General features: G+C 69.6%; 33 protein-coding genes and 2 pseudogenes. 22 read left to right on the top strand and 13 right to left on the bottom strand.

All coding sequences use genetic code 11. From position 1 onward, the window contains the following. The 10 genes from ABZ565_RS29315 to ABZ565_RS29270 all read left to right on the top strand — a co-directional run bounded on the left by ABZ565_RS29315 (position 1) and on the right by ABZ565_RS29270 (position 8,577). Positions 1-666: a dTMP kinase gene (locus ABZ565_RS29315; RefSeq protein WP_361033297.1), complete on the top strand. Its 666-nt coding sequence runs from the start codon at positions 1-3 to the stop codon at positions 664-666. Further along, positions 663-1,538, top strand: coding sequence for an isocitrate lyase/phosphoenolpyruvate mutase family protein (locus tag ABZ565_RS29310; RefSeq protein ID WP_361033294.1), 876 nt, complete (start codon positions 663-665; stop codon positions 1,536-1,538). Before ABZ565_RS29315 ends, ABZ565_RS29310 begins: the two co-directional genes overlap by 4 nt. Positions 1,539-1,645: 107 nt before the next feature. Next, positions 1,646-2,116 (top strand): NUDIX domain-containing protein, encoded by a 471-nt coding sequence (locus tag ABZ565_RS29305; RefSeq protein WP_361033291.1) that lies wholly within the window; start codon positions 1,646-1,648, stop codon positions 2,114-2,116. 2 nt (positions 2,117-2,118) lie between these two features. Next, a complete protein-coding gene (locus ABZ565_RS29300) occupies positions 2,119-2,808 on the top strand; it encodes a TylF/MycF/NovP-related O-methyltransferase (protein ID WP_361033289.1) in 690 nt (229 codons plus the stop codon). After that, the gene (locus tag ABZ565_RS29295; protein WP_361033286.1) at positions 2,805-3,749 is read left to right on the top strand and encodes an NAD(P)-dependent oxidoreductase; all 945 of its coding nucleotides are present in this window, start codon (positions 2,805-2,807) and stop codon (positions 3,747-3,749) included. The genes ABZ565_RS29300 and ABZ565_RS29295 overlap by 4 nt, the downstream gene beginning before the upstream one ends. After that, positions 3,746-4,639, top strand: a complete 894-nt coding sequence (locus ABZ565_RS29290; protein WP_361033283.1) for a nucleotidyltransferase domain-containing protein — start codon at positions 3,746-3,748, stop codon at positions 4,637-4,639. The genes ABZ565_RS29295 and ABZ565_RS29290 overlap by 4 nt, the downstream gene beginning before the upstream one ends. Positions 4,640-4,678: 39 nt before the next feature. Then, the gene (locus tag ABZ565_RS29285) at positions 4,679-6,553 is read left to right on the top strand and encodes a radical SAM protein (protein ID WP_361033280.1); all 1,875 of its coding nucleotides are present in this window, start codon (positions 4,679-4,681) and stop codon (positions 6,551-6,553) included. Beyond that, complete coding sequence (locus ABZ565_RS29280; protein WP_361033277.1) at positions 6,550-7,263, top strand: 2OG-Fe(II) oxygenase; 714 nt, start codon at positions 6,550-6,552, stop codon at positions 7,261-7,263. The genes ABZ565_RS29285 and ABZ565_RS29280 overlap by 4 nt, the downstream gene beginning before the upstream one ends. A gap of 87 nt (positions 7,264-7,350) precedes the next feature. Next, positions 7,351-7,515 (top strand): hypothetical protein, encoded by a 165-nt coding sequence (locus ABZ565_RS29275; RefSeq protein ID WP_361033275.1) that lies wholly within the window; start codon positions 7,351-7,353, stop codon positions 7,513-7,515. A gap of 90 nt (positions 7,516-7,605) precedes the next feature. After that, positions 7,606-8,577 (top strand): HEXXH motif-containing putative peptide modification protein, encoded by a 972-nt coding sequence (locus ABZ565_RS29270; RefSeq protein WP_361033272.1) that lies wholly within the window; start codon positions 7,606-7,608, stop codon positions 8,575-8,577. Between the two features lie 893 nt (positions 8,578-9,470). On the opposite strand, the gene ABZ565_RS29265 is transcribed toward ABZ565_RS29270, so the two are convergent. The 6 genes from ABZ565_RS29265 to ABZ565_RS29240 all read right to left on the bottom strand — a co-directional run bounded on the left by ABZ565_RS29265 (position 9,471) and on the right by ABZ565_RS29240 (position 11,964). Next, entirely contained in the window at positions 9,471-10,496 is a 1,026-nt protein-coding gene (locus ABZ565_RS29265) for an ATP-dependent DNA ligase (protein ID WP_361033269.1), read from the bottom strand. Position 10,497: 1 nt separating this feature from the next. Next, a complete protein-coding gene (locus ABZ565_RS29260; protein ID WP_361033266.1) occupies positions 10,498-10,644 on the bottom strand; it encodes a hypothetical protein in 147 nt (48 codons plus the stop codon). A 106-nt stretch (positions 10,645-10,750) separates the two neighbouring features. Beyond that, on the bottom strand, positions 10,751-10,960 hold the full coding sequence (locus ABZ565_RS29255) for a hypothetical protein (RefSeq protein ID WP_266541847.1): 210 nt from the start codon (positions 10,958-10,960) through the stop codon (positions 10,751-10,753). Positions 10,961-11,039: 79 nt separating this feature from the next. Then, a complete protein-coding gene (locus ABZ565_RS29250; RefSeq protein ID WP_361033262.1) occupies positions 11,040-11,417 on the bottom strand; it encodes a hypothetical protein in 378 nt (125 codons plus the stop codon). Positions 11,418-11,530: 113 nt separating this feature from the next. Beyond that, on the bottom strand, positions 11,531-11,737 hold the full coding sequence (locus tag ABZ565_RS29245; RefSeq protein WP_361033259.1) for a hypothetical protein: 207 nt from the start codon (positions 11,735-11,737) through the stop codon (positions 11,531-11,533). Positions 11,738-11,808: 71 nt separating this feature from the next. Then, a complete protein-coding gene (locus tag ABZ565_RS29240; protein WP_361033256.1) occupies positions 11,809-11,964 on the bottom strand; it encodes a hypothetical protein in 156 nt (51 codons plus the stop codon). A 296-nt stretch (positions 11,965-12,260) separates the two neighbouring features. On the opposite strand from ABZ565_RS29240, the pseudogene ABZ565_RS29235 reads away from it, so the two are divergent. The 5 genes and pseudogenes from ABZ565_RS29235 to ABZ565_RS29215 all read left to right on the top strand — a co-directional run bounded on the left by ABZ565_RS29235 (position 12,261) and on the right by ABZ565_RS29215 (position 14,623). Then, positions 12,261-12,535 (top strand): annotated as a pseudogene (locus ABZ565_RS29235) (hypothetical protein). Beyond that, positions 12,495-13,049: a DUF6879 family protein gene (locus ABZ565_RS29230; protein WP_361033254.1), complete on the top strand. Its 555-nt coding sequence runs from the start codon at positions 12,495-12,497 to the stop codon at positions 13,047-13,049. Before ABZ565_RS29235 ends, ABZ565_RS29230 begins: the two are co-directional and overlap by 41 nt. A 6-nt stretch (positions 13,050-13,055) precedes the next feature. After that, on the top strand, positions 13,056-13,904 hold the full coding sequence (locus ABZ565_RS29225; RefSeq protein ID WP_361033251.1) for a helix-turn-helix transcriptional regulator: 849 nt from the start codon (positions 13,056-13,058) through the stop codon (positions 13,902-13,904). Positions 13,905-14,000: 96 nt separating this feature from the next. Beyond that, complete coding sequence (locus ABZ565_RS29220; protein ID WP_361033249.1) at positions 14,001-14,189, top strand: hypothetical protein; 189 nt, start codon at positions 14,001-14,003, stop codon at positions 14,187-14,189. Continuing rightward, positions 14,186-14,623: a restriction endonuclease gene (locus ABZ565_RS29215; protein ID WP_361033246.1), complete on the top strand. Its 438-nt coding sequence runs from the start codon at positions 14,186-14,188 to the stop codon at positions 14,621-14,623. Before ABZ565_RS29220 ends, ABZ565_RS29215 begins: the two co-directional genes overlap by 4 nt. 167 nt (positions 14,624-14,790) lie before the next feature. Here the strand turns inward: ABZ565_RS29215 and ABZ565_RS29210 are convergent, their stop codons facing one another. Together ABZ565_RS29210 and ABZ565_RS29205 are read right to left on the bottom strand one after the other, a co-directional pair. Then, on the bottom strand, positions 14,791-18,267 hold the full coding sequence (locus ABZ565_RS29210; protein WP_361033243.1) for a tetratricopeptide repeat protein: 3,477 nt from the start codon (positions 18,265-18,267) through the stop codon (positions 14,791-14,793). 161 nt (positions 18,268-18,428) lie between these two features. Continuing rightward, positions 18,429-18,761: a trypco2 family protein gene (locus tag ABZ565_RS29205; protein WP_361033240.1), complete on the bottom strand. Its 333-nt coding sequence runs from the start codon at positions 18,759-18,761 to the stop codon at positions 18,429-18,431. A 326-nt stretch (positions 18,762-19,087) separates the two neighbouring features. Between ABZ565_RS29205 and ABZ565_RS29200 the strand changes: the two genes are divergently transcribed. Further along, positions 19,088-19,591, top strand: coding sequence for a lamin tail domain-containing protein (locus ABZ565_RS29200; protein ID WP_361033237.1), 504 nt, complete (start codon positions 19,088-19,090; stop codon positions 19,589-19,591). A gap of 177 nt (positions 19,592-19,768) precedes the next feature. After that, complete coding sequence (locus ABZ565_RS29195; RefSeq protein ID WP_361033234.1) at positions 19,769-20,203, top strand: hypothetical protein; 435 nt, start codon at positions 19,769-19,771, stop codon at positions 20,201-20,203. 94 nt (positions 20,204-20,297) lie between these two features. On the opposite strand, the gene ABZ565_RS29190 is transcribed toward ABZ565_RS29195, so the two are convergent. Further along, a complete protein-coding gene (locus ABZ565_RS29190) occupies positions 20,298-20,735 on the bottom strand; it encodes a peptidase inhibitor family I36 protein (RefSeq protein WP_361033231.1) in 438 nt (145 codons plus the stop codon). Positions 20,736-20,915: 180 nt separating this feature from the next. On the opposite strand from ABZ565_RS29190, the pseudogene ABZ565_RS29185 reads away from it, so the two are divergent. Continuing rightward, positions 20,916-21,296 (top strand): annotated as a pseudogene (locus ABZ565_RS29185) (transposase); the annotation flags it as partial. Between the two features lie 17 nt (positions 21,297-21,313). On the opposite strand, the gene ABZ565_RS29180 reads toward ABZ565_RS29185, so the two are convergent. From ABZ565_RS29180 to ABZ565_RS29170, 3 genes are all read right to left on the bottom strand, one after another. Continuing rightward, on the bottom strand, positions 21,314-22,027 hold the full coding sequence (locus tag ABZ565_RS29180) for a hypothetical protein (protein WP_361033228.1): 714 nt from the start codon (positions 22,025-22,027) through the stop codon (positions 21,314-21,316). Between the two features lie 76 nt (positions 22,028-22,103). Beyond that, positions 22,104-22,316 carry a hypothetical protein gene (locus tag ABZ565_RS29175; protein WP_361033225.1) on the bottom strand — a complete coding sequence of 71 codons (213 nt, stop codon included), beginning with the start codon at positions 22,314-22,316 and terminating at the stop codon, positions 22,104-22,106. 336 nt (positions 22,317-22,652) lie between these two features. Further along, positions 22,653-22,988 carry a lysine transporter LysE gene (locus ABZ565_RS29170; protein ID WP_361033222.1) on the bottom strand — a complete coding sequence of 112 codons (336 nt, stop codon included), beginning with the start codon at positions 22,986-22,988 and terminating at the stop codon, positions 22,653-22,655. 387 nt (positions 22,989-23,375) lie between these two features. Here ABZ565_RS29170 and ABZ565_RS29165 point away from each other — a divergent pair, with 387 nt between their 5' ends. From ABZ565_RS29165 to ABZ565_RS29150, 4 genes are all read left to right on the top strand, one after another. Next, the gene (locus tag ABZ565_RS29165) at positions 23,376-23,543 is read left to right on the top strand and encodes a hypothetical protein (RefSeq protein WP_361033219.1); all 168 of its coding nucleotides are present in this window, start codon (positions 23,376-23,378) and stop codon (positions 23,541-23,543) included. 76 nt (positions 23,544-23,619) lie between these two features. Continuing rightward, complete coding sequence (locus ABZ565_RS29160; protein ID WP_361033216.1) at positions 23,620-24,174, top strand: hypothetical protein; 555 nt, start codon at positions 23,620-23,622, stop codon at positions 24,172-24,174. Next, positions 24,171-24,596, top strand: coding sequence for a hypothetical protein (locus ABZ565_RS29155; RefSeq protein WP_361033213.1), 426 nt, complete (start codon positions 24,171-24,173; stop codon positions 24,594-24,596). Before ABZ565_RS29160 ends, ABZ565_RS29155 begins: the two co-directional genes overlap by 4 nt. Positions 24,597-24,772: 176 nt before the next feature. Continuing rightward, complete coding sequence (locus ABZ565_RS29150; RefSeq protein ID WP_361033210.1) at positions 24,773-25,369, top strand: hypothetical protein; 597 nt, start codon at positions 24,773-24,775, stop codon at positions 25,367-25,369. Positions 25,370-25,457: 88 nt separating this feature from the next. On the opposite strand, the gene ABZ565_RS29145 is transcribed toward ABZ565_RS29150, so the two are convergent. Then, the gene (locus tag ABZ565_RS29145) at positions 25,458-26,228 is read right to left on the bottom strand and encodes an HNH endonuclease family protein (protein WP_361033206.1); all 771 of its coding nucleotides are present in this window, start codon (positions 26,226-26,228) and stop codon (positions 25,458-25,460) included. Positions 26,229-26,358 lie beyond the last annotated feature (130 nt).

Here is a 26,358-nt window from a genome sequence, read left to right as displayed (position 1 = left end):
ATGAATCACTATCCGTTCATTGTCGTCGAGGGCTTGGATGGCACGGGCAAAACAACCCTGCGAAAGGGCCTGTTCCGCCTCTTCGAGGGCCTGTTTCGCGTCACACCGCTTGCCGTGCTGACGACCAACTTCCTCAACGCGGACGTCGTGCCGGACCTGGTGGAGGGCAAGTACCAGCCCACCGCGGCGAACCGCGACCGCTACCTGGCGGCACTCGCCGCGGACAAGCGGGCCACCACCGAGCGACTGATCGCCCCCTGCCTGCCGGCCCGACCGGTCATCGCGGACCGGTGGCTGCTGTCCGAGCTGGCCTTCTTCACGGTCAAGCACGACCTCGCCCCGAAGGACACGTATACGTGTCTCACCGAGCAGCTCCACGTGATCCCCGACCTCACGCTCATCCTGGACATCACGCCCGAGACCGCGATGGAACGGGCCGCCGACCGCTCCGGGGACGCCACGCGCCCCGACTGGGACGTGCTGGACATTCAGTCCAGGGTCCGGGAGGTCTACCAGTCCGTGGCCGACGCGCCAGCTGCGTTCCCCGCCCTGGGAAAGGTCATCCGGATCAACGCCGCGCAGGATCGTGCCACCGTCCTGCTGACCGCGTGGAAGGCCCTGACCCAGCAAGGGCTACTGCCCGACCTTGAAGGAGTCGCGCCGTGACCGCTCCCACCGAAGCCGGCATAGCCCCCCTCGTGTCGCGGCTTGCCGCCGCAACCCAGGCGCGTCGCCCGTTGCGCGCGATCGGGGCCGCGAACGCCGTGGCAGCCAAGGTTGCCGTGGAGACCGGCTTCGACGCCCTGTGGGTGTCCGGCCTGGAGGTTTCCACAGCCCTCGGCCTGCCGGACGAGAACGTGCTGGGGTCGCGCGACCTCGCCGACACTGTCCTTGCCCTCACGCGTACGGCGGAGCTGCCGGTGATCGTGGACATCGACAACGCCGGCGGCACGCTGGCAGCGGCCCGCCGGTTCGCCGGCGACCTCGCCCGCGCCGGAGCCGCTGCCCTCTGCTTGGAGGACAGTGCCTACCCGAAGGCCAACTCCTTTGCCCTGCACCGCAGCCAAGCGCTCGCCGACACCGACGCGGTGGCCGCCCAGCTGGTCGCGATGCGTGGCGTTGTCGGTACCCAGGTGGCTCTGATCGCGCGGACCGAGGCCCTGATCTGCGGGGAAAGCGTGACCGAGGCGGTGGAGCGGGCCGCAACCTACGCGGCTTGCGGCGCCGACGCGGTGCTCATCCACTCCAAGGACGCCACCGGGCAGCAGGCCCTGGCCGCGGCCGCCGCCTGGACAGGCACGGTTCCGCTGGTCACCGTACCCACCGCATTCGCGCACCTGTCTCCCGAGGACTTGGGGGCGGCCGGATTCGCCCTGGCCATCTACGCCAACCAGCTCTCGCGCGCAGCGCTCGCCGCGATGCGCAGCGTCGCGACCTCCTTTCAGACCACCGGCTCCTTCACCGCCGACGGGACCGCGCTGTCCGATGTCGCCGACCTCCTCCAGGTCGCTGACCCGGCCGCCCGCGCCTGCCTGTAAAGGGCGCCCCTGCATTGCTGCTCGGCCACGCATCCAACCCCGCACCACCAGCATCCGCCGGGCGGTAAGCCGCGGCGGGCTCGACGAGGGAAGGACCACATCACGCCATGACACCTCTGCCTCGCATCAGCGTGTCCGTCAAGGCCGCCATCGTCCACCAGGGCGAAGTCCTGTTGATGTCGTACGACGACCACTCCGGCTTCCACTACAACCTGCCCGGCGGCAAGGCGAGAGAGGGTGAGCCGTTGCGCGACGCGGTCGTGCGCAAGGTCCTGGAGGAGACCGGGCTGAGGGTCCGAACTTCTCGGCTCCTGTTCGTCGTGGAATACGTTCCCGGCAAGTACGACGGCGAGTTCGGCCCCGTTCACAAGACCCAGCACAACTTCCTCGCCGAGCTTGTCGACGACGGCACCACCCCGCGCAAGTCCGACCCGCCCGACCCGATCCAGATCGGCTTCGAATGGGTGCCGCTCAAGGACCTCGCGGAGAAGTACCTGCTGCCGCGGGTCAACCAGCAGCTGCTCGACGCACTCGCCGGAGCACCGGCCGACCGCGACGTCCTCGTGGACCGGTGGTGACCATGAACTCCCGTCGCCCCACTACGCCGAGCCTCGCCGACCTCCACGACTGGCTCCTCGAACACCATGCAGACACCGTGGACGCCGACCGCCTGCCCGCCATCCGTACCGAACTCGAACAGCTCGGCGGGCGCGGGGTGCCCGGCGACGTGGTCGAACTCGGCTGCTACAGAGGCGCCATGGCGCTATGGATGCGCACCGTGCTGGACGCCAGCGGCCAGAGCTGGCGCTCCATCCACGTCTACGACTCCTTCCAGGGCCTGCCCGAACGCGGCGAGAAGGACCCGGACCTCTTCGCCGCGGGATTTCTGCGGGCCGACCCAGAACAGCTACTCGCCCTCCACGACGGCTGGGACCGCACGCCGCCAAAGATCCACCCCGGCTGGTTCGCCGACACCCTCCCCGACCAGCTACCCGCCGAGATCGCCTTCGCCTACCTGGACGGCGACTACTACGACTCCATCCTCACCAGCTTGACCGCGTGCGTCCCCCGCATGGCCCCCGGCGGCACGCTGATCGTCGACGATTACGCTGACCTTCAGGCGAACCCGAAGGCGTGGGACGGGCTGCCCGGCGTCAAGGCAGCATGCGAGGACTACTTCCGCGCCCTCTCCCCGCTGGAGGTCGTGGAGGGGGCAGGGGACCTGGCCTTCGGCCGCTACACCGCTCCCGCCGCCGGGGCCGGTCGGTGAGCGCCGTACGCGAGGCGCCGCTGATCGTGAGCGTGCAGGGCGCGGCTGACATCGTGCTGCTGCGACGGCATCTGCCCGGCTGCGAGGTTCGGGAGATCACCACACTCGCCTCGGCGCACCCGGGCCTCGCCTCCCAGGCACAGGCGCTGGTTCTGCGCTCCGGACACCAGCTGGACTCCAAACGGCTGACACACTGGCCACGGCTGCGCCATGTAATCCGGGCTGGGTCCGGACTGGACGGCATCGATGTCCAGGCCCTCGCCGACCGTGGCGTCGCCGTGCACCGCAACCCGGAGCCGGCCGCCGATGCGGTCGCGGAATGGGCGCTGGCCGCTCTCCTCGCGCTCGCCCGCCGCATCCCGTACGGGCATGCCGCCCTGCTGCAGGGACAGCATGCCAAGCAGCAATGCCTCGCCCCGCCCGTCAACCGTATGCGGGTGGCGATCTGGGGCGCAGGCCCCGTCGGCAGGGCCTGCGCGAAGGCGCTCACCCCACACGTCGGCGAGATCGCCTTCGCGGCCCGCCGCAGCCTGCCGGCCGCACTGCCCGCACGGCCCGGCAGCGAACTGCCCGCATGGGCGGAGGCTCACGTTGTGGCGCTTCCCCTCATCGAGGAGAACAAGGGCGGGTTCGGGACCGAGTTCCTCGGCGCGGCACGAGAGAGGTGCCCGTTGCTGCTCTGCGTCGGCCGGCTCGGCACGCTGGACGTCCCTGCCTGCCTGGACGCGCTCGCCGGCGGAGGTCTCGGCGGCCTCGCCCTCGATCCTGTCGAGGAAGCCGACCTGCCGCTGTGGCCCCAAGACCGTACGACCGGTTCGCTGAACCTGATCGTCACCCCTCATATCGGTGCCCAACGGCACGATGTCCGGGCCCACCTCGACCTCTGGGTCGCCACCACCGCCGCAGCTCTCCTGAACAGTGCCGCACGGAGGGCCCGATGACAGACGCGCCGTGGCTGAACAACCGGCTCAAGATCGCTTCCAAGACGGCCACAGACCTGGCAACCGCGTACAACGGCGCGAAAGTATGGCTGGTTGGCGCGCTGGCCGAGGGCCTGGCCCACCAGCACAGCGACGTGGACCTGCTCCTCATCACCCCCGAAAGTGTCCCGGCACCGGGATCCTGCATCATCCACGGCATCCGTGTCGACGTACGGGCAGTACCCAGGAGCACCGTGCACACCTGGCGCGCCCTGCTCAACGAGTTCACCGTGACCCGCGATCACATCGAGGTGTTCCGGGCGGTTCGGGCCCGGCTGAGCGACCTCACCCTCCTGCGCACGGCCCGCCCGCTTCCGCACACACCGGGGCAGGCGGCAGTCCTGACGCCCGAACAGCGTGCTACCTACCAGCGGTGGGCGTTGGCGGACCGATGTGAAGCCGCGGCGAGCCTGGCCGAGGATCTGATCGGCCTCTCCCAGGCGGGCCTGTATCCGCACGCCGACCTCGTGTGGGTCCAGCTCGCCCGCGTTGTCGCACAGGCCGAGACCGTCGCCGCCGGAGCCGCGCTGCTCGGCGAGAAGTGGCTACCCAGCCTCCTGAGCAGCAACGATACTCATCCCACGCCGGTGCCTGCGCTCCCCGAGCCCCGCTGGACGAGCCCTGACACGCACGGTGTGGTCTTCGCTCCCGTCCAGGCCCGCCTTGCCGACGCGCTGCTCTCGCTCTGGCCCAGCGACGCCGAACCCGAACCGGTGGATACAGGGCTCGGCGACTTCGGATGGCTGCCCCAGCGCTACTCCGACGGCTGGTTCCTGCGCCGTGGCGAAGACCGCGTCCCCCTCACCGACAGGCAGATGCGGGCCTGGCCCCCGGCCCGCCGCACCCCATAGCTGTCCCATCCACTTCACCCGCACGCCGGGGAGGCCCCGATGACCAGCACACTCACCACCCCTACGACGACCCCCGGCACCGAGTTGTGGCGGCCCCTGGAAGACACCGGCCACGACACCGCGGTCTCCGTCGTCCTCAAGCTGCGCGGCGAAACCTGCGACATCGACTGCCTGTACTGCTTCGAGAAGCGCAAGCTCGCTCCCGGCGGCGCCCAGATCACCGTCAAGCACGTACGCCGCCTCGGCACGATCTTCGGTCAGAGGCCGCTCGCGATCGAACTGCACGGCGGTGAACCTCTGACCGTCGGCAAGCCCGCCATGGCCGCCCTGCTCGACGAACTCGCCGCCCAGCCCACGGTTCACCGCGTCCACCTGCAGACCAACGGCGTACGGCTGGACGCAGAGTGGCTCGACCTGTTCGACGCCCACTACCCGGGGCTGCACATCGGCATCTCCATGGACGGCGACGAACAGGGCAACTCCTGGCGCCTCGGCTACGACGGCACCGCGGCCTACCGGCACATCGTCAACGCACTGAACCTGCTCGCCGACCGCGGACGCACCTGCGGCATCGTCACGGTCGTCACCCCCGCCGTCCTGGGCCGCGCAGCGAAAGTCATCGACCACATCGCCGCCTTCGACGCCGTACGCGCCGTGCACCTCCTGCCCGCCTTCGACACCACCGTCACCAACCCGCTGGGAACCACCGGGCGGCGCCCCAGCCCCAGCCGCCGGCTCCAGGCCGAAGCGATCGGTGCCGACGGCCCGGCCTGGGCCATCACCCCCGCCCAGTACGCCGAATTCGTTCTCGACGCCACGGCACGCTGGATCGGCGCCGGCCACTTCCGCCGGATCAAACTCGACCCCGCCGTCGCCACGATCCGCCGCCTCAAGGGATTGGACACCGCCCACTGCCACTTCTCCGCGCACAAGTGCTCCCACGTCCTGACCGCATACCCCGACGGCCGCCTCGGCTCCTGCGATGAACTTCCCTGGCCCCGCGCCCATCTGCTGCCGCTCGCCGCCGCCCGCACCGAGAGCGACATCACCCAAGCCCAGCACGCAAACCCGCTGCTCACCGCCGGACGGCACCTCATGACCAAGTGCGCCGCCTGCCCCTACCACTCAGTCTGCGGAGGCGGGTGCACCGCCACCCGCTGGCGCATGGTGAAGGCCACCGGCGACGACGACGCCTACTGCGACCACCGCGCACGCCTCATCGACGGCATGGCCCACCTGCTCGCCGCCCCCGACCACCCGGCCGGAGCTCACTGCCTGCGCGCCCACTGGCGGCCTCTTGTCCCGAACGTCATGGACGACCCGGACATCTTCCTCGCCCGCTGGGACAACCCGACGGCTCCCCGACCCCCGGCCCAGCTCCTTGCGAGCGACCACGGCAACATCAACACCACCGGCCTGCCCGGCGAACACCCGGCCGACGACCTCGATCCGCACCACCCCCAATGGCGCGCCGGCATCGAGGACCGAGTCTGGCCACTGCTCGACACGATCACCCGCAGGTGGAACGCCGTCACCTACGACTCCTGCCAAGGCCACGCCCACAGCGGCACCACCCTGGCCCCGTCCCCGTTCCGCATCGGCCTGCTGCCCCGCAATCGCGCCGAATACGCCGCACTCGCCGCCCGCCTGTGCCACACACTCGCCGCCACCGACGGCTACCTGCCCGCCGCCATCACCGCACACCTCGACCGCACCGACCTCACCAGCGCCCGCACCGGCCGCCGACACCAGGCCCTCAACCTCACCCTCACCCCCGCCAGCACGTGGGATGACTACTTCACCGTCATCGACCAGGCCGTTCGCACGCTCACGCACGCCGCCCGCCACACCCCCGAGGTCACCACCTGCGCCTGCGCCACCCGCCCGCCCCGTCCCGCCCGGGAGACACGATGATCCACATAGCCGAGACGCTCACCGTCTCCAGCATCGAAAACTTCCTCACCCCGACGGAAAACGCCACGCTGCTCGCCATCATGGACGCCGCCCTCGGGGAGGACGGCCGCCGCCGCTACGACACCGAGCGCACCACCACCCTGCACTCCATCCCCGGCCACACCGCCGAGCAGACGATGGAGGTGTACGAGCCCGCCGGACGCCTCGAAATCCACCCCCCGCCCGAAGCCGCCACCACGATCCTCACCCAGGCCGTCAACCGCGCGATGCCAGCACTCCAGCGCGCCCTGCCCGCACTCACCTCCTGCCGCGACTGGATGTACGTCGAGTACGGGCCCGGCCAGCACATCACCCCGCACGTCGACGGCATCGCCCCCCACCCCGACGCCCCCGTCCGTCAACTCGCCGGGATCAGCGTCGTCCTCGAACACGCCCAAGAAGGGGGCGAGTTCTTCGTCGAAACCACCTCCGACCCCACCCTGTGGAGCCACCAGCACGGTGGTCACGGCTACCACTCCGCCATTGCGTTCACCCACGACGGTGCCGACCGCTCCGCCGACTGGTTCCGCACCATGCCGCGCACGCGCTGGAACGTGCGCCCCGCCGCCGGCACCGCCCTGCTGTACGGCTCCCAGGTCACCCACGGCACCGAACCTGTTCGGAGGGGCCGCGAACGCAAATTCATCAGCTGGCTGATCAACGAAGCGTGAGACAGACGTGCCCTCACCCATCCGGGGCCCGCCCAGCGTGCCGCACACCCAGACCAGCCCAGTCCGTACGACCTCGGAGGAAAAGAAATGCCGAACGCTGATGCATGCGTGGAGTTCCTCGCCGCCGTGGAGCAGCTGCACGACGAGCACACGGTGCGGCTGACCGCGCACACCTCCAGCGTCTCCGCCGACGCCTGGAACACCCCGGAGGCCCCCGCCCCGGACGCTCCGGCGGCGGCCAGCGCCGACTGAGCAGACCAGGCACCGCCTTGTCATCCCTGCCCCGGTGTCGGTGCCCTCGGGCCCGGCACCGGGGCCCCTTCAGTAAAGGAGTGACCCGCCGTGAACGAACTCGCCGCCGTCCTGAACCTGGACACCATCGACACCTACCGCCGCCAACGCACCGCAGCCGTCATGAAAGTGCTCCGCACCGATCACGCCTCGCCCCCGGCCGACGACGACGAACCCCTGCCGCTTCGGTACGCCCTCGCACACCACCGACTCGAAGGCGCCGAGAACGCCGCCCGCCGCGGTGACACGACCGCGCTGAACTGGTACCGCAACACCGCTGGCCCTACCCTGGCCAGCCTCGTCCGTTCCACCCGCCTCGGATCACGAATCGTGATCGCCCCGAACAAGTCCGAGATGATCCGCGGCCCGCACTCCGACACCCCTTACTACGTCCTTGGCCCCGAAACGACCAGCGCCGGTGAGCCCCTGACGTCGCTCACCGCCAACGCCCTCGACCACATCGCGACCACCGGCCTCAACGAGCTCGTCACGAAGCACGCCGCCGTGATCTGCCTGACCGGCCGGCGCCGGCCCGATCAGATCCTCCAGAGCTTCGCCATCACCCGTCTCCCGGCCACCGTGTTCACCGACCACACCGGAGACCCCGCCGTGCTGGGCCGCGACCTTGTCCATGAAGCCGCCCATAACTGGCTCAACGACGCACTGGCAGCACTCGAAGTAGCCATCCCCGACAACCTGAGGTACTTCTCCCCATGGCGTGGCACGGAACGACCGGCCTACGGCTTTCTCCACGCCTGCTTCGCTTTTCCCCTCACCGTGATCTATGCGACCCGGATACTGCCCGGTACCTCCGGAGCGGGACATGCGATCCTCGTCGATCACATACGTCAGCAGCAGGACCGGCTGTCTGCCGTCCAGGACGACTTCACCCGTGCGTTGAGGCTAGTCAGTAATCGCAGGCTGCGTGAACAGCTCGAAGCCGTCTTTCACGACGCCGTACGTGCCGCGGTGCTCAGCACGGGTGGTCCGCGCGGATCAGCCACAACGCACTCGGCGCCATGACCGGCCACTGCTGGACCGAACGCCGGCGTCTTCCCCGAAGCCGCGGCGCAACTGCGGCGGGGACCCGCCCCAGGTACCGGTCAACCAAGCCAGCCCACCCAACAAGGCGGTGATAAGCAGCTTCATGCCCTGCTCAACGACGCGCCCACCGGGTCGGATCTTCGCACCGCCGGTCGGGCCGCTGTATGCCAGGGCACCCGGGCCGGGCCCATGTGCCGTGGGGCGCCTATATCCTGCGATTCGTCCGAGGTCCCAGGGGGGAACGATGAATGTTTTCCAGGCGGAGCCTGGCACGTGGGCCGGTGTCCTGGTCAGTTTCCTTGCGATGGGCGTCGCCATATGGCAAGCACTCGTTGCCAAGCAGCAGGCGAAGCTCGCGAAGACGGCTGCTGACGACTCGCGGCGCCAAGCTGTGGCCGCCGAGGCCCAGGTCACGATCATGCAGGAGCAGCTGAATGGTGAGAACGCCGACCGGGCCGAAGCCCGCAGACCCCGCTTTAATGCCACAGCGAGTCCCATGGACTACAGCGACGCCAACCAGCGGTATGCCGAGATCGTTCTGACCCAGACCGGCGGGTTGCCCTGTCACGGATCGAGTGTCGGGCGACCGGTGACTACGTGGAGGGAATGCGTCAGGGCCGGGTCCCAAACGACGACGACATGTGGTCCCTCGGCGAGGAAGCGGTAATCGAGGGAATGGCCGCGGGTAGCGGTGAGGAAAAGCTGTTCGTGCATTTCGCATACCGACACGTCACTCCCATCCGTGTCGATCTGGAACTGCGCTGTACCGCGCGGGAGGGAGGCGGCTCCTGGACCGAGCACCTCCACCGGACAGTGACCGAACCCGTGCAGGTGTCGCCGGCGCGCAGGCGCCGATTCGGGGCATCCTTCAATTAGATCGAGTCATCCCCCTTGAACGAAGGAGGAATGGCATGCCCCAGTCTCGGAACCCTTTCAGGCGGTACGTCTCGGCGGAGTCGTACGAACCGTACGGGGTGCCGCCACACGCCGTGATCCTGGGCGGTGTCGGTGCTCACCTCGGCGACCTGGTCGGGGGCGACGAGTACGGGGTCGAGGAGGACGCGGCTTCCCCACCGAGCGGTGAACCGGACCCCGGTCCACGGATGCTCCGGGCCGGCCGGGGTAAGCAGGGCCGCGACGTCCTGGGCAGCCGCCGCCTTGAGCGGGACGGTCTTGCCCACCAGGCGGAGCCGGCCGGTGTTGTCGTAGCGGCCCAGGAGCAGAACGTTCGGGCGCCGGAGGGATCCGGTGACACCGCCGATGATCGCCTCGAACGACTCCCTGCGCCGAACCTTGGTCCAGCCGCGGACTCCGGGCCGGTACTGGCCGGTGAGGCTCTTGATGACGATCCCCTCGATCCCGGGCGTCCGAGTCCACTCGTTCAGCCACTCCTCAGCGGTCGCCATGTCCGTGGTCGAGGGGCACAGCGTCCACGGCGGCGTCAGCCCGTGTTCGACGAACAGGCCCTCCAGGAGGGCCCGGCGGGCGGCGTACGGCTCGTCCAGCAGCTCGCGGCCCTCGACCTGGAGGACGTCGAAGGCGATGAAGTGCGCCGGCAGGGCGGCGGCAAGAGCCTGAGCACCGCGTACGGTCGCGGCACGGCGCTGCAGCGCGGGGAAGGAGAGCTGCCCGTTCTCGTCGAGCACGACGAGCTCGCCGTCCAGGACCAGGCCGGACGGCAGCTGGCCGGCCGCGGAGACGAGGTCGGGGAAGCGGGACTGCAGCATCGTGCCGTGCCGCGACTGCACCAGCAGCCCCCCACCGCGGGTGTCAGTGGTGAACAGCAGGGCCCGGTAGCCGTCGAACTTCAGCTCTGCCGCCGCGCCTCCCGGGCCGGGGCGGGGAATGGCGTCGCGGGCCTGGGCGAGCATCGGCTCCAGCGGCGGGTTCAGCGTCACATCAGATGTCCGGGTGGGCGTCCGTCTTCAGCGCCCACGAACCGCCGGGACAGCCGGCCGGGAGCGGAGGGAAGCGGTGGCCTTTGACGTCGGTGCTCCAGTGGTGGCCGGCCCCGCAGTCGCACTCGTAGATACCGCTCTCGGGCACGATCTCCCCAGGACGCCACGTTCGCTGTTCGTCTCCCATACGTCTGGTGTACGTCGCCCGGGCGTGTTCGGCGACTTGGAGGAACATCCGCAGGAACGCGACGGCATCATGCGGCCTCGTACCGGTGAGCGCGGCCGCCGCGCCACTCGACCAGCGAGGAATCGTCCAGGAGCTGTTCCGCGTCGTGTAGGCCGGCACGGCGCAGGAACTCGACGACGTCCTGGTCGTCGTGGGCGAGGCCGGCGATCTGCCCGCGGATGGTGACCCGCCGCCCCCCGGTCGCGGATGGACGGTGGATGACGATGGGCGCGCTCATCCATCCAGCGTGCTCCTTTACCCCGCAGTCCGCTATCCACGGTCGGTCACCGCGGTCTGCTGCGCGGGCCGGATGAGCCTCAGCCGTGATCCGGCGTCCTGCTGTGGTTCAGGGCCGTCTTCGCTCGATCGTGGAGGTCCCTGGCCAGAGGGCTCGTCGTGCGGGGGGCCGTGGTGGAGATCAGGGTGCGGATCCGGTCGTCGCACCGTCCGGATTGCACGTGCGGGTAGTCGTCGAGTACGGCGTTCCAGGTGGCGACGGCTTCCTCCATCCGGCCTGCGGCCCACAGGCGCTCGGCGAGTAGCGCGTTGTAGCGGACCCGGGTGCGTCGATGGGTCGGCTCGCGGAGCCGGTCGGCCAGGTGCAGGCCGCACTCCGAGAGGCCCAGCGCGTCGTACGGCCGGGCGGACTGATCGCCGCCGCCGTCATCAGCCGCTACGCACTCCTCCAGGACCACGGCACCGTGACCAGCCTCACCGATAAGGACGTCAGCCGGCGCCTGCGAACCCGCCTGGTCAGCGGATACCACCCGGAGGCCGACGCCGATCCCACCGGACTCTTCACCGCGGCCTACTTCCACACCAGCAACGAACTGCGGGCGGAGGCCGCCGACGCAGGAATGACCGATACAAGGCTGTACGGCATCGAAGGCCCGGCCTGGGCATCCTCAAAGGCATCGAACGGCACACGGGCACCCCCCTCACCGACTTCAACGCCGCCCTCGAAGCCGCCCACCTCGCCGACCCGCACCCCGGCACCACCGAAATGTCCGCGCACATGCTCCTCGTCACCACAACTGCCTGATGTGCCCGCCCGGCGGCCTCTGACCCTCCACCGCCGGCACCGGCTCAGCCGATCCAGCCGATGTCGCGTACCTCGATCCCGTCGCGGTAAGCGACGAAGACGATCCAGCACGATGGCCCGAACGCCTCGGCGACCTCCTCGCCGCCCGGGGTGGGCCACGAGTCGGGGCGGCCTGCGGTCTCGACGAGCAGATTCCGCACCGCCGTCCCTCGGACGTCAGCTCGTTCATGACTTCGGTGGCCAGCCAGTCCAGTCGTACAAGTCGCATCCTGCCCCCGGTCGGTCGGTGGACAGCACGCTACGGCGAGAGGCCGAAGTCCGGACGACCCTGTGGATAACCGCCCGGTGCGTCTTTGCCGCGCGCAGTTGGTTACGACCGAGCTCGCTCCCGACGTGCGCCTGGACTGCGTCCTGTGTCCTCTTGACCGGCTCGTCGGGTCTGCGGGACGGTCAAGGTACGCAACTGCGCGCAACCCACTCGACACGGGAGCATGCAATGACGTTACGGTTCGTGGGGATCGACCCGAATACCGGCGGGGAAGGATCACCGACGGTGTGGGTGGAAGAGGAGAGCGCGGACCTGGTCATCCAGGGCGAGGAAGCCGACTCCCTCCTCAAGGACCTGGTCGGCACGACCGAGTGGGTGGCCGGCCACAAGACGGGGATTCCCCGCACGAGCGAGTGATCCGGATCCCGGCGCGCATGGTGCCGATTCTGAGGGAGGCGTGCGATGCCGCGGAACGCGCAGCTGACCACCGCGACGTTCGCTGAGCTGCTCGCCGCCACCCACCGAACAGCCGTCCATCTGGAGATGCGCGACGTCTACGCGGTCGGCGACGAAGCCGAGGACTTCGAGACCTTCCTGCGCACCGGCGTCCCGAACCTCGACCCGGGCCGCTCCTTCTGGCCCCAGTGGATGCCGCTCGTGACGGACGCGGTCGCCCGCGGCGTGGTCATGCGTCGGGCGAGGATCGTCTCCGAGCCGGTCACCGATTACATCCGCTACGAGCACGCCATCACCCCGCTCAACCTCCAGGCCGGGGAGGACGTGCGCTGGCTTCCCCGCCGCCTCACTAGCGATATCGCCTTGCCGGGCAACGACTTCTGGCTCCTGGACGACGAAGTGGTGCAGTTCCACCACTTCACCGGCACCGGCGACTGGGCGGCCAACGGCAAGGAACGCACCACCAACCCGGCCGCCGTCGCGCTGTGCCACACCGCCTTCAAAACGGTCTGGGACCGCGCCATCCCGCACGAGAAGTACGCCGTCCAGGCCACTGAGTAGGACACTGTGCCCATCTCCCCATCGTCCAGCGCGCAAGCGGCCCGTGAGGCACTCGCCGTGCGTCTTACGCACCTCCGCCGGGACGCCGGCCTCACCGGCAAGGAGCTCTCGGCCCGGTGCGGCTGGCATCCCGCGAAGACCACCCGCATCCAGAAAGGCGACGCCCCGCCCTCGGATGCCGATATCCGGGCCTGGTGCGCGGCGTGCGGCGTGGACGACCAGGCCGACGACCTCATCGCCACCGCCCGCGCGGTCGACTCCATGTACCAGGAGTGGCGCCGCCTGCACCGCACCGGCATGCGCAAGGTCCAGCAGGACTGGAACACCCTCCATGAACAGACCCGGATCTGCCGGGTCTACGTCTCCAACGTCTTCCCCGGCTTCTTCCAGACACCCGGCTTCGCCACCGCCCTCATGGAACAGATCACCGCCTTCCAGGGCACCCCCAACGACGTCGCAGAAGCCGTCGCCGCCCGCATCGCCCGCTCCCGCTTCCTCTACCAAGGCGGCCACCGCTACGTCGTCCTCATGGAGGAATCCGTCCTGCGCTACCGCACAGCCGACCCCGACGCGATGCGCGACCAGCTGCGCCACCTCCTGACCGTGATGCCGCTCGCCTCCGTCTCGCTCGGCATCATCCCCTTCACCGCGCAACGCACCATCTGGCCCCTGGAGGCTTTCTACCTCCACGACGACACCACCGTGGTGGTGGAGACGCTGACGGCGGAGATCAAGGTCAAGCAGCCGCGTGAGCTCGCCGACTACGCCAGTGCCTTCGCCGGCCTCGCGGAGATGGCCGTGCGCGGCGAGGCGGCCCGCGCCCTCATCCAGGCCGCGCTCGAGACCCTGGAGTGAAGTCCCGCAATTTCCCGCAACTTCGTTGAGCACCAGCCTGGCTGCTGCGTAGCTTCGACGGCACCGACAGACCACCGACCGGAGAGGCGGCGCCGCGTGCGCGCATCCACGGGCACCACCGTCCCGGCCGCTGAGGGCCGCGGCCTCCAGTCACCCGCCTACGGCACCCCCTCACCGGACCTGCTCGCCCGCGCGGACCGCGGGCTCGCCCGGTTCCTCGCCCGGCACACCGAGGACCAGGCCGGCCGTCGCCACGCCGAAGGCGGCGAGGACTCCCAACGATGACCGCCGACCCGAGCGGTGCCGCCCCAGCAGCGAGGCCCACCACGCACACCGGCACCCGCACGGTCCTGCACGACCCCGAAGGGGTCATCGAGGCGGAACTCCCGCCCATCCGGGAACCGTACGAGTGCCTGATCAAGGCCGCCCTGGCATGGACCGGCCCCCACACCCTCGCCGAACGCGACTACGAGCAGATCGCCCTCCAACTCACCGCCCAAGCCCGCGCCCTCGCCGCCGACGTCCACCGCCACACAGCACTGCTGCCCGAAGAGAGCGGCGCCCGGGCGCTCGCCGACATCGTCCTGGACGAAGCGCAACGCCGACTGTCCGTGCCGATCGAAGGCACCGTGTGCTGCGCCCAGAACCGGGCCCGCCTCGTACGCGCCCTTTACGAACGTCTGGAACGCCTGAAGGCCGCGAATCCCGTACGCGTCTGAACCGAGGCGATCTGGGCCAGCCCTGCCGCCCTTCATGCTCTGCTTGTGCTGCACTCAGTGCATCGCTCGTCCCTGCCGTGCCCCGGCCTCCTGCTGGTGCTGTTCCTTCAACACCTAGAACGCCTCCCGTACCGAGGGGCGGGAGCGGCCAAGAAGCAGGGGTGCCTCTACTCCGGAAGGGGTTCAAGCCAGGCGGCGACGTCCAGCGAACGTTGTAGGTTCGCACCGAAGCGCGCCCGGTTGGCTTCGGCGAGCACGCGGTAGTGGTGCGTTGCTTCTTGGACCGCAGCCAGGCCCTCCTCCCGGCGTCCCCTGTGCCCCAGCCGGACAGCAAGGTTGGTCAGTGACATGGCGAGGTCGGGTAGGTAGGCGTCCGGGTCGGCTTCAACGAGCACGCGGCGGATGCCCACGGCTTCCTCGACCGCAGCCAGGCCCTCTTCCCACCGTCCCACGTCCCCCAGCCGGACGGCGAGGTTGGTCAGGGATGTGGCGAGGTCGGGGAGGTGGGTGTCCGGGTCGGCTTCAACGAGCACGCGGTAGTGGCGCGTGGCTTCTTCGACCGCAGCCAGGCCCTCTTCGCACCGCCCCGCGTCCCCCAGCCGGACGGCGAGGTTGGTCAGGGATGTGGCGAGGTCGGGGAGGTGGGTGTCCGGGTCGGCTTCAACGAGCACGCGGTAGTGGCGCGTGGCTTCTTCGACCGCAGCCAGGCCCTCTTCCCACCGCCCCACGTCGCCCAGGTCGACAGCGAGGTTATTCAGGGATGCGGCGAGGTGGGGGAGGTGGGTGTCCGGGTTGGCTTCGGCGAGCACGCGGTGGATGCTCACGGCTTCCTCGACCGCAACCAGGCCCTCTTCCTGCCGTCGCATCTCCCCCAGCTGGATGGAGAGGTTGTAAAGGGATGTGGCGAGGTGGGGGAGGCGGGTGTCCGGGTTGGCTTCGGCGAGCACGCGGTGGATGCTCACGGCTTCCTCGACCGCAACCAGGCTCTCTTCCTGCCGTCCCATGTCCCCCAGCCGGATGGAGAGGTTGTGAAGGGATGCGGCGAGGTCGGGGAGGTAAGTGTCCGGGTTGGCTTCGGCGAGCACGCGGTGGATGCTCACGGCTTCCTCGACCGCAACCAGGCCCTCTTCCTGCCGTCGCATCTCCCCCAGCTGGATGGAGAGGTTGTTCAGGGACATGGCGAGGTCGGGTAGGTAGGCGTCCGGGTCGGCTTCGGCGAGCACGCGGCGGATGCCCACGGCTTCTTCGATCGCGTCTAGGCCCTCCTCCCGCCGCCCCATGCCCCCCAGCCGGACGAAGAAGTTGTTCAGGCACATGGCCAGGTCGGGTAGGTAGGCGTCCGGGTCGGCTTCGGCAAGCACGCGGCGGATGCCCACGGCTTCCTCGACCGCGTCTAGGCCCTCCACCCGCCGCCCCATGTCTCCCAGCCGGGTGGAGAGGTTATTCAGGGACATGGCGAGGTCGGGTAGGTAGGCGTCCGGGTTGGCTTCGGCGAGCACGCGGTGGATGCTCACGGCTTCCTTGATCGCGTCTAGGCCCTCCTCCCGCCGCCCCATGTCGCCAAGCCGGATGGAGAGATTGTTCAGGGATCCCGCGAGTTGGGGGAGGTAGGTGTCCGGGTCGGCCTTGACGAGCGGGCGATAGCGGCTGGTGATGACCTGGGCTAGGCGGGTAGCGGTGCGGAACAGACGCTGGGTGGAGCGCGGGAACCGGCTGTGCAGGTTGTTGAGGTCGTCGGGTGCGGCGTCGGGGTCGGTTACGAGGGCATTGAGGGCGGTGATGAAGGGCTGGGGGTGGTCGGCCTGGACGGCGGCGGCGATGACGTGGGAGGCGAGTTCCGCCGGCAGGTGGGTGCACAGGCGGGTGAGGTGGGCGTCGAGGCGGCCGTTGAAGACTGGATGGGCGGCGGCGCGGCTGTAGACGGTCAGGAGTTGGGCGGTTTGCGTGTCGTCGGCGCCGTCTATGAGGTGTTCGGCGATGGCGGGGTGGGCGTTCAGGATGCGTCCGATGTGGCGTTCGGCAAGCCGGTCGGGCTGGAGCGCGCCCCATGGGCGGCCCGGCGCGGCGGGCGGATAGAGGGCGGCGATCCAGGCGGTGACCAGGTCGCGCCGGTCACGTGGCTGATCGGCCAGGGCCGGAAGCCTGGACCACGTTTGGTCGGCTTGTTCCCGGTTGGCCGCACCCACAAGGTGGGCGGCGGCCAAGGCGGTTTCCAGTGTGCCGCTGCTCAGCGCCGGGGCGAGGCCGAGTGCTGTGGCGCCGTGCTGCCAGTAGCGGCGCTCGTGCCACAGCAGCCGGTCCTCCACGGTTTGCGCTCGCTCGGCTGTCAGCACTGTCGTCGCGTCGCTGTCCGCGATGGCGGTGTCGAGGAGGTCGGCGAGGGCGGTCATCTGCAGGGTCAGCGCGTTAGCGAAGGCGTCCTGGTCGAGTCGCGGGGTGGGGAGGCTGTCGGCGGCGGCGGGCCAGTCGTGGCCGGCCAAGTCACGCACCCGGGGGAGGGCGCCGGCCAGGGCGCGGGCGGCGGTGCGGTAAGCCTGTGCGCGCGGGCCTGGGGCCTGCTCCAGCGGTGCTAATAGCACGGAGGGCACATCGTCGAGGTAGTCCTCGTTGAGGCGGGTAGCGCTTCTGGCCTGGGTCCACCAGTCGCCGTCAGTGCGGGCCAGGAGCAGCACTTTGAAGGGGGTCGTGCCGGGGTGGTCGGCGGCGGCCTCGATGAGCGCGGTCAGCTGCCCGGTGCGGGTTTCGGCGTAGTCGAGGACGATCAGCAGCGGTTTGACCACATCCCGCAGCTCGCGCAGCTGCGACGCGTCGGCGTCCGAGCGTGGCCACAGCACGGCCCAGTTGTCGGCTGCCAGCAGTCCGGCCAGGTGGTGGGCGAGCCGGGTCTTGCCCTGCCCGCCGGACCCGTGCAGCAGCCACGCCCCGAACCCGCCCCGCCCAGACCACGTGCGCAGGTCGGTGAGCAGCTCGTCCCGGCCATGGAATGGCACCGTCTGCCAGCCTGCCTGCAGCAACACCGCAGGCGAAGCCGCACCCACCCCGCCCTTGCCGCCCGGGGCGTCGGCCAGGCGCTGAAACTCCACCGCCTCCAGGCCGGCCGGGTGTTCGCCGTGTTCGGCCAGCACCGCGCGGAACGCCGGGACGTGGTGCAGGACGTAGGCGGGGACGACGTTCAGCTGACTATGTGCGGAATGTGCCCGGTCGGAGGCCACCACTCCCGTCAGCAGCCGGTCGCAGAACACGGCCGCCCCGGAGAGCCCGCCCCACGGCGAGCTGCCGCCCTGGGACCACTGCGGGGGGTGTTGGAGCAGGTCCATCACGTACTGGTTGCCGACGAACCCGCTGCCCGGATTGATCCGCCCCTCCGCCTGAACTGCCTCCACCGGCTGCCCGGGCTGCTGGGCGACGTCCGGCACGCCCCAGGTCCGGCACGCGGCGCCGGGCTGGTCTGTAACCATCCGCCCCCAGTGCACCGTCCCCGGCGAAGACCACGCGGGGTCATCGAGCAGGACCAGCGCGGCGTCGTCCCGCCCGCCGGGCGTACCGCACCACACCACCCGCCCGCCACGCACACCGTCACGGCCGGGCCGGAACACCTCGACCCGCTCACCGGCCCCTGCCGCGACATGCGCGGAAGTCAGCACCAGATCTCCGCCCACCGCGTACCCGGACCCCGGACCGCCCGCACCGGCCACACCCAGCACACGACCCCGCTCCACCCCGCCCCCTCCCACAGATCTCCCGCACGCCTTGCATGCGCTGCCTGTCAGCCGCCCCGGGCAGACAGCCGGTGCCCTTCAGGTCCTCAGTCCGAGATGCGGTCCGACAGGTTCCCCGGGCCTGCGGTGCGCTCCTGGGCACCGCTGACCAGCAGGTCACCGCCGTGTGCGTTCCTCGGCGTGAGCGTGAACGACACTCGGTGAGTGCGGCCACGTGAAACCCCGGCCTGCGTCTCCGCGCCCACCGCCCACAGCTTGAACCCGGCCTTCGCCGACGCGTCCGCCCGCAACTCGACCTCGAACTCCATCTCCACCGGCCCCACCGCGAACACCACATCTGGATGCGCCCCACCCCGTGCCGCCGCCGCGACCAGCTCGTCCCGCACCGCTGCCACAGCATCTACCAGAGGAATATCCACCGACCCCACCCCAATTCGACGAACCGCTACCGCCCACACCGTAGAACCACCAGCACGCTTGTGTGGCGCGATCGAGCCTGACGGCCCTACTTCCGATGCCAGTTGGCCAAGCATGCGCACCGGGCACAGAGCGGGAGCGCCGCCCCATCCACTGGGCGCGTGCAGGATCCATGCCGCATCTGGTGGCGAAAATGGGATGAGCTGCCCCCGACGGGGAAAGGCGTCCGTCGTCGCACACACTTCCCCATGACCCTTCTTCACTTGGTGGTCACATTTGTCGGTAGGTTCCAGGGCGCTGCATCCGCACCACAGAGGGGGGACTCCTCATGCGTATTCGTCATGTCCTGACCGCTGCCGCAACCGCCGCGTCGGTCGTCTCGCTCGGACTTCTGGCCGGTGCTCCGGCCCAGGCGGCCGAGTACTCCTCGGTCCTGAAGATCAAGGGTGTCCAGTACGACGCCCCGGGCCGTGACTCCAACAAATGCTCGGGCGGCAACGCCGCAAGCGAGTACCTGACGATCAAGAACTACTCGCGCACCACGACGGTGAATCTCAAGGGCTACGTCGTCAAGGACGCCGCCGGGAACCGGTTCACGTTCACCAAGTCCCACACACTGCAGCCCGGCGACTACGTCAAGCTCCGCGGCAACCGCGGCACAGACTCCGACACCAAGAACGTCGTATACCGCCAGAACTGCAACTTCATCTGGAACAACGACAAGGACACCATCTACCTCTACAAGCCCTCCGGCGCCCGCGCCGACGTCCACTCGTACACGAAGACGGGCAACGACCGCGACGGAAACGGCTACATCACCTACCACGGGTAATCCGGTCGGCCGGCGGCCCCGGCCCTGCGATGCCCGTCGGCCATCGCAGGGCGGGGACCCGCCGACTCCCTGCTGCCAGCGACCCGCTCGCCCGCGGGAAGACTTGTCGGTCAAGCCTCGTGCGGGTGATTTGAATCTGTCGGCCGCACTTTTTGACGCGGTTCCCGTTGACCGGACATGCGGAAGATCATGATGTTGGCGGTTGGCGCCGCACTCCTTGTCTCTTTCCCGGCATCCGCGCAGGCGGCGCCCTCGCCCACGGCCGTTTTGAGCACTCACAGGTGTACCGCGAGCAGCGACTACTGCATCGTCATCGAGTACACGCGGGCCTCCCCGCACCGGGTACCGCTGCTCATTGCCCACAAGGTCTCGGGCCGTAAAGGTCACACCTACTGGGCTCGCTGGACCTACCAGAAACCCGGGAAGCGAATCACGGTCGGTGGGTGGAAGAAGTCCACGTGGACGGGCGAGAACGGGAGGGTACCCGGAGTCGCGGTAGAGACGCTGTGGGGTTACAGCGGTCGGCGCGGAGGGCCGAAGCTGCCGAAGAAGACGCTGGTGTGCACACAGTTCAAGGGCTCGAAGCAGAAAGCGTGCTACCGCCTCGGCTGACGACCTCAACGTTCACCACAGGCAGCGGGCCGGCCCGGGCAACGGTCTGCCCGGGCCGAGAGCCTCGGCCCGGGCAGCTGCCGCCTTCGTTGCGTCAGGCGCCGCAGGGCGTGTCGTTGTTCTTCAGCGAGTGCGTGGCGTCGTTCATGCCGTAGGAGCGAAGGTCGGCGATGGTGCCGCCTTCGCGTCCGACGCAGACGTGGGATCCGGTGTAGTTGTCCTTGGCGTAGACCCTCGCGGTGCGCCCGCTGTTGTTGATGACGGAGCTGCCGGCGCCGCGGATGGAGTCGGGCAGGTGCCGCACCGAGCCGTCGGTGGCGCGCTTGACGTAGGGCTGACCGACGAAGTTGATGTCGGGGTAGATACACACGAACCCGCCGGGGCAGGCGATCTTGCCCTGGGGCACGGCGGCTGCGCCCGGGCTTGTGGCGTGCGCCGGGGTCAGGCCGGTGAGGGAGGCCGCGAGGATGACAGGGACGGCGGCCGCGAGGAACGCGCTGGTGCTGGGCCGCCGGGTACGCAGGAGAGTCATGGCAGCTACCTGTCCCGGCGAAACGGTTCGCTACTCCGTCTCCGGCTGATGTTCGCCCGTACGGGGCAGCGGTGTGGAGCTCTCGCCCGGCGGGATGAAGGCGTCAGCGCCGTCGGCATCCTCGACGTGCCCCTGCTGCCAGCCCGGTTCGGGAGCTGGAAAACCGTCTACGAGCGTCGCGATAGCCCACAGCTGATTCCGGTCCTGGAACGCATCGGGGTCAAGCGCCCAAGTGGCGGCCACCCTCGTACCCGCCCCGACCACCTCGGCGGCGACAAGGCTTACAGCTCCCGCCGAAACCGCCGCTACCTGCGCAGACGCCAGATCAAGCACACCATCCCGGAGCCGAAGGACCAGCGGGCCAACCGCCGGCGCCGCGGCAGCCAAGGAGGCCGGCCCGCGGGCTTCGACACGGCGATGTACAAGCGCCGGAATGAGGTCGAGCGCACGATCAACCGGCTCAAGCACTCCAGGGCCATCGCGACGCGGTACGACAAGCGCGCTTATGTCTTCCACGGCACCGTCACCGTCGCGTCGATACGCCTGTGGCTCAGGCCCTGAATCACCGCACGGGGCCCCTACAGCAGACCCAGGACAGAGGCGCTCCACCCGACGGCCTCGGGTGTGTGCCAGCGGGGTCGCTCTCGTGTCCCGGTCATGGCCCGGCCCGCCGCGAACGCTTGCTGATGGGCCGGCTGATGTTCCTGGACCCTCCTCCAGAGCGCCTGCGCCTGCGGGTGGTGGCCGGTGCTGACGAGGAACTCGACCAAATCCTGCGCGAACCCCCACCCAGTGAGAAGTGGATCAGGAGCTGCCCGTGCGATCTGCTCGGGATCGGTGGTACTGGCGAACCATGGGAGCGCGGTGTCACGAAGGTGAGCTGCGAACTTCTCCAGTTTCGTTGGGCGCTCCTCGGGCTGGGTGAGCACCACGAAGTGCTGACCGGGCATGTCAACGAAGCTGGAGGCGCAGACGATCGACTCGACTGATTCGGGTCGGCGAACGGTCAGCTCGGGGTTGGCGCGACGCCACCGGCCCAGGCCGTCGTCGAAGACGGTCAGGCTCGTCACGGTGACCTTGATCAAGTGTCCCGATCGGTTCCACTTTGCCTTCTCCAGCTGGAGGACCTCCCGGCGAACCGAGTCCCGGCGCTCCAGCGAATTCCGAGACCTGACCCACCCGAACCCGTCGAGCATCCCAGCCAGGCAAGCGGCCCCGGCATGGACAACATCGGCTGGCTTATCGGCCTCAATCAGGCGGGTGATCAGGTCATCGGGCTGCGTCGAGGTCACCTCGCACATGATGCCGCACGAAGATCCGCCGGACAGGCCCTAGGGAGAACCAGCCCTTGGCGGAGACCTTCCTGCCTCACTCGGGCTTCATCACCTGGGCCAGGCCCTCAGAGGTGTCCTTCACCTCCGGCGGCGGCCCCGGATTGCCCCGATAGGTCACACCATCGATGGTGACCTTGCCCGTCGCTTCTGCCAGCGGACGGTGCTCGGTCAGACCATCAGCCGGCCCGCCGACGAAGGTCACCAGGACAGTGATCGAGTTCGGGTCCATCGAAGCCGTCGCCTCCACACGCTCTACTCCACTCGGGGCTGCAGCACCGTCACCGGAATCACTGCATCCCATGAGCGCAACCAGCAGGCCAGCACAGCCCACCATTCTTCGGGTCAATTCACGCATCCTGCCAGGGCCAGGTCAGACGGCTAACAACAGAGACGATCTTGTGACCTCGACGCAGCCCGGACCCCGAACGCGCGCCATCAACCGGGGACGTTCAACCGTACGCAACTGGGGCGCTGAGCCGTACTCCGACACCATGCTCCGCGACGGCACCTTCTACGAGTCACGCGTCCCCGAAACAGCTACCGCATGACCGGCCTCGGACTTGCGTAGCTGAACCAAACGGCCTCACGGACAGTCGCATCCTGTGGAGTAGAGCAGCAGGAAGAGGGCCGTCATGGCGGTCACGGTGAAACCGACAGCGGTCAGGGCGGCGGGGCCCCGACGGCGCCCCTTCGCGGGGGTGCGAAAGGTCTGCCAGGCGCCGTGGGCGAGGAGGAGGCTGAGCAGCCCAGCCCCCGCGATGGTGAAGCGCGGGCTGAGGGACCAGCTCAGGTAGGCGATCAGAGCCAGGCAGCCGAGCAGGGCACAGGCGAGCAGGCTGAGGATCACCTCGGCGACGGCTTCTCCCAGCGTCTCGACCAGGAAGTCGCCGACGCCTTTGGCTGCCCTGCGGACCCCCATGACGCTCCTCCCTCTTGCGTCGATGGCCCCGAGCGGGGCCTGGTAGGGAGGACCCCCGCCGAGCCGGAATGGTTGCCGGGATGCTCAAGAGCCGTCGACTGCGGCACACGGTCACACCTTGACGAAGGACATAGAGGCACCCCCCGGCACCGCCCGGCGCGGTCAGGCCGTGGGCGGTACCCGACGTGCGCGCCGGTCGCACCGGGGCCTGGGACGGAGGGCGCGGGCAGGGGGAGGGGGCCTGGCTGGCGCCGTACCCCGCGAAGTTGTCCCAACTCCGGCCGGTGCGGCATGAGGTGATGAGAGAGCAGAGCCATACCGCATTCCCGGGCGACGGCCTGCCTGCCCCGGAGCTCCGGGGCAGACAATCACCCGAAGGGATACCGCATGAACATCAATCACCCGCGCTCCACCGCGCAGCGCATGCTCGGTGTACTCCTGGTGGTCACCGCCGGCGTCATGGCGGCCCGCAGTCAGGCGTGGGAGAGCGCGCTGGGAACGGCGGCCGCCGTCTACACCGTCGTATCCACCATGGGCCCGGACCGGAGGAACTGACCATGCCCCGCAACAGCACGCCTTCCCGTCTCGAACTCGCCCTGATTGCCGAAGTGGACCCCGGCACGGCCACCGTGTGAGCGTCGCGCAGCTGGAGCGGTGGCGCCAGCATCTGTGGCTGCCCAGAACCACGGAGTGGCGCGGCGAGGATGGCGCCGTGCGGCCGGAGATCGTGCGCATCGCCGCCCTTCTCGCCCAGCTGTCCGGGCAGGGCCGCCGCGGCATCAGTTGGCTCGGGTGGGCTATCTGGGCACTCGCCGACACCCCGCAGACGGCCGAACGCCTGCGAGGTGCTGTGGTCTCCGCGCTGCGCACTCCCTTGGACAGGGCCGGGCTCGACGTCGCGCAGGTGCCCGTCGGCGACTCCGACGACGCCTTCGAGGCACGGCAGCAGCTCGCGGCGCAGCTGCTCCAGAACCGGCGGTCATCGCGCCTGGATCTGAACAGCACGCTGCGGGAATCCGCAGCGAGGGAGGGGGTGGAGCTGCCGCCGTCCTGGGTGCCCAACCTGCATCACCGCGCTGTCACCGGATTCGGGGCCCGCGTGCTGGTCGGCGGCACGGCCGACATCGGCTTCGAGGAGATGCTCGCTCGTGGGAGGCGGCCGCGCCGCCGGGAGCCGGGCCGATGATCGAGCACATCCGGGCCGTCCAGCAGGAGGCCGAACTCGCTGGCATCGATGTGATGGCCCTGTCCACCCTGGCCGACGGGCTCCGCGGGCTGGTGCGGACGATTGAGGAGGCGGACGACCGGACGCTGTGCGCGGCGGTGCGCGCGTGCACCAGGGCGTCCGGCACGCTCGAACGACTGTGGGAGCGAGCCGAGGAAAGGCCGGACATTCCGCAGCGGCTGATGGCGGATGTCATGTGGGACCAATGGGCCCTGGCGGGAGGTTTCGCCCCGTGCGGGACGACCGGCGAGATCGCGATCGCCATGAGCACGGTGCAGTTCCTGGCGACCCCCGGATGGGCCGACGACCTGCACCGCTACCAGGCCCTCATGGACGGCCTGCTCGCCACCGTGCCCAGTGGGCCGGTGGAGACGGCCTCGTAGCGGCCCGTCCGGGTGCCTCGCCAGGGCCAGCGCCACGCGGTAATCCCTCCTTCTTGAGGTCACCGGTTCGGGTGATCGGGACTCCCCGGCGGCCGGGCTCGGGCAGGGTCAAGACCAGGAAGCGGATACGAACGCACCACGCCACGAGCGTGGTCCGTGAGAGCAGGGGTGGGATCGTGGAGGAGACCGAGTTCGAATGGCACACCGAGGAGTTCGGCGCCTCGCACCGGGGGCGCCCGGGCCCGGTGCTGCCGGATGGCACGGAGCCGAAGCCGGTGTTCTTCGATCTGGGCAGCGGCACCCACTTTCACGAGACGAGTGACTGGTGGGTCTACGACGGCCACACCCGTAACGCTCCGCGGGCATCCGCGCTGCGCGGAGCGTGCTCGTGCGGCTGGCGCGGTACAACCCTGCACCCTGTCGACTGGCAGCAGGTCGCCGCCGAGGGCCCGGAGTGGTACGACACCAGCGGGCCGCACGCGGACTGGAAGCAGCACATGACGGAGGTTGAGCACCGCAGCGTCCCCGTTCCCGAGGACATCACAGATCTCCTTACCCGCCTGCGGGAGCGCCTGGTCGTCCTGGCCGACGACGCACCCCTGGCCGCACTCCGCATCGTCGCCGCCCTGGAGTCCACGATCGCCGAAACGGGTGCGGTCGCCGCGCACGCGGCCCGAGCCGACTCCGAGTCCTGGGAAACGATCGCCACGGGCCTGGGCCTCACTGAGCCCGAGGCCCGTACGCGTCTTCACCGCTACGCGCGCCGCTACTGAGCGGGGCCCGGGCGCTGGACGGGCTTGCGAAGCAGCCCGTCCAGCGCCGGTGCAGGGGAGTGGTGCGGGGCGGCCTGCAGCTCCTCGGTTACGGGGCCGTCTTGTACTGGACGACGGAGTCGGCGCAGGGCTCGGCGTTCTCAAGGAGCGCCTCCTGCTCGGCCTGGTCAGCGGTCAGGCCCCACCGCAGCTTCGTGGCGGTCCAGTCGACGAGGTAGGTGCAGGTGGCAGAGTCGGCAGGCGGCATCCACGCCGTCGGGTCCTTGTCGGCCTTGGAGCGGTTGGTCTTCGCGGTGACCGCGACCAGGGAGCGCTCGGCGACCAGGTCGTTGGCGTAAGCCTGTCGGCGCTCGGGGGTCCAGTAGTAGGCACCGCTGTCCCACGCCTCGGCGAGCGGCACCATGTGGTCGATGTCCAGCTTCTTCGCGTCGGTGACCTCGACATCGTCGTAGTAGGAGCGCCAACGGCCGCCGGTCAGGGCGCACCGCGCGCCCTGCTTCGGTGCGGTGACCGCCTCGGCGATCAGGACTTCCTGCCGGGTGCTGCAGCCGTCGCCGTCCTCGTCGACCCAGTGCTTGAAGCTGTCCCTCTCGTACCCGGTGCGCTTCTCCGCGGCGACGGGAATCTTCTTGATCGCGTCGGCCAGCGGGATGCCGGCCGCGTCCGGTGCTCCGCCCGGTGCGCCGGAGGGGCTGGTGGTGTCCGACTCGGTCGTGGCGGGCTTGGGGTCGGTGGCTTCAGTCGTGCCAGCGGTGCAGCCGGTCAGGACGAGGGTGGTGAGCAGGGCGGCGGGCAAGAAGCCGAGGCGGCGCAGTGTCACGGAGCACTCCAGCAGGTCCGGGGGCTGACGGGCGCTCATGGTCGCAGCGGACCGGGGCCTGTGACCTGCAATCACCGCGACTGTCACCTGATCGGGGAAGGCAGGCCCCAAGGTCCGCAGTCCGTTTGTGGCTGCGCCCTTACGGTGCGCGGCGCGGGCGGTGCTCCGT

It is taken from the genome of Streptomyces sp. NPDC016469 (assembly GCF_040632905.1).
In the GTDB taxonomy this organism is placed as follows: Bacteria; Actinomycetota; Actinomycetes; order Streptomycetales; family Streptomycetaceae; genus Streptomyces.
Note: the sequence above shows the minus strand (reverse complement) of the source record. Positions and strands in the feature narration are given on the sequence as shown.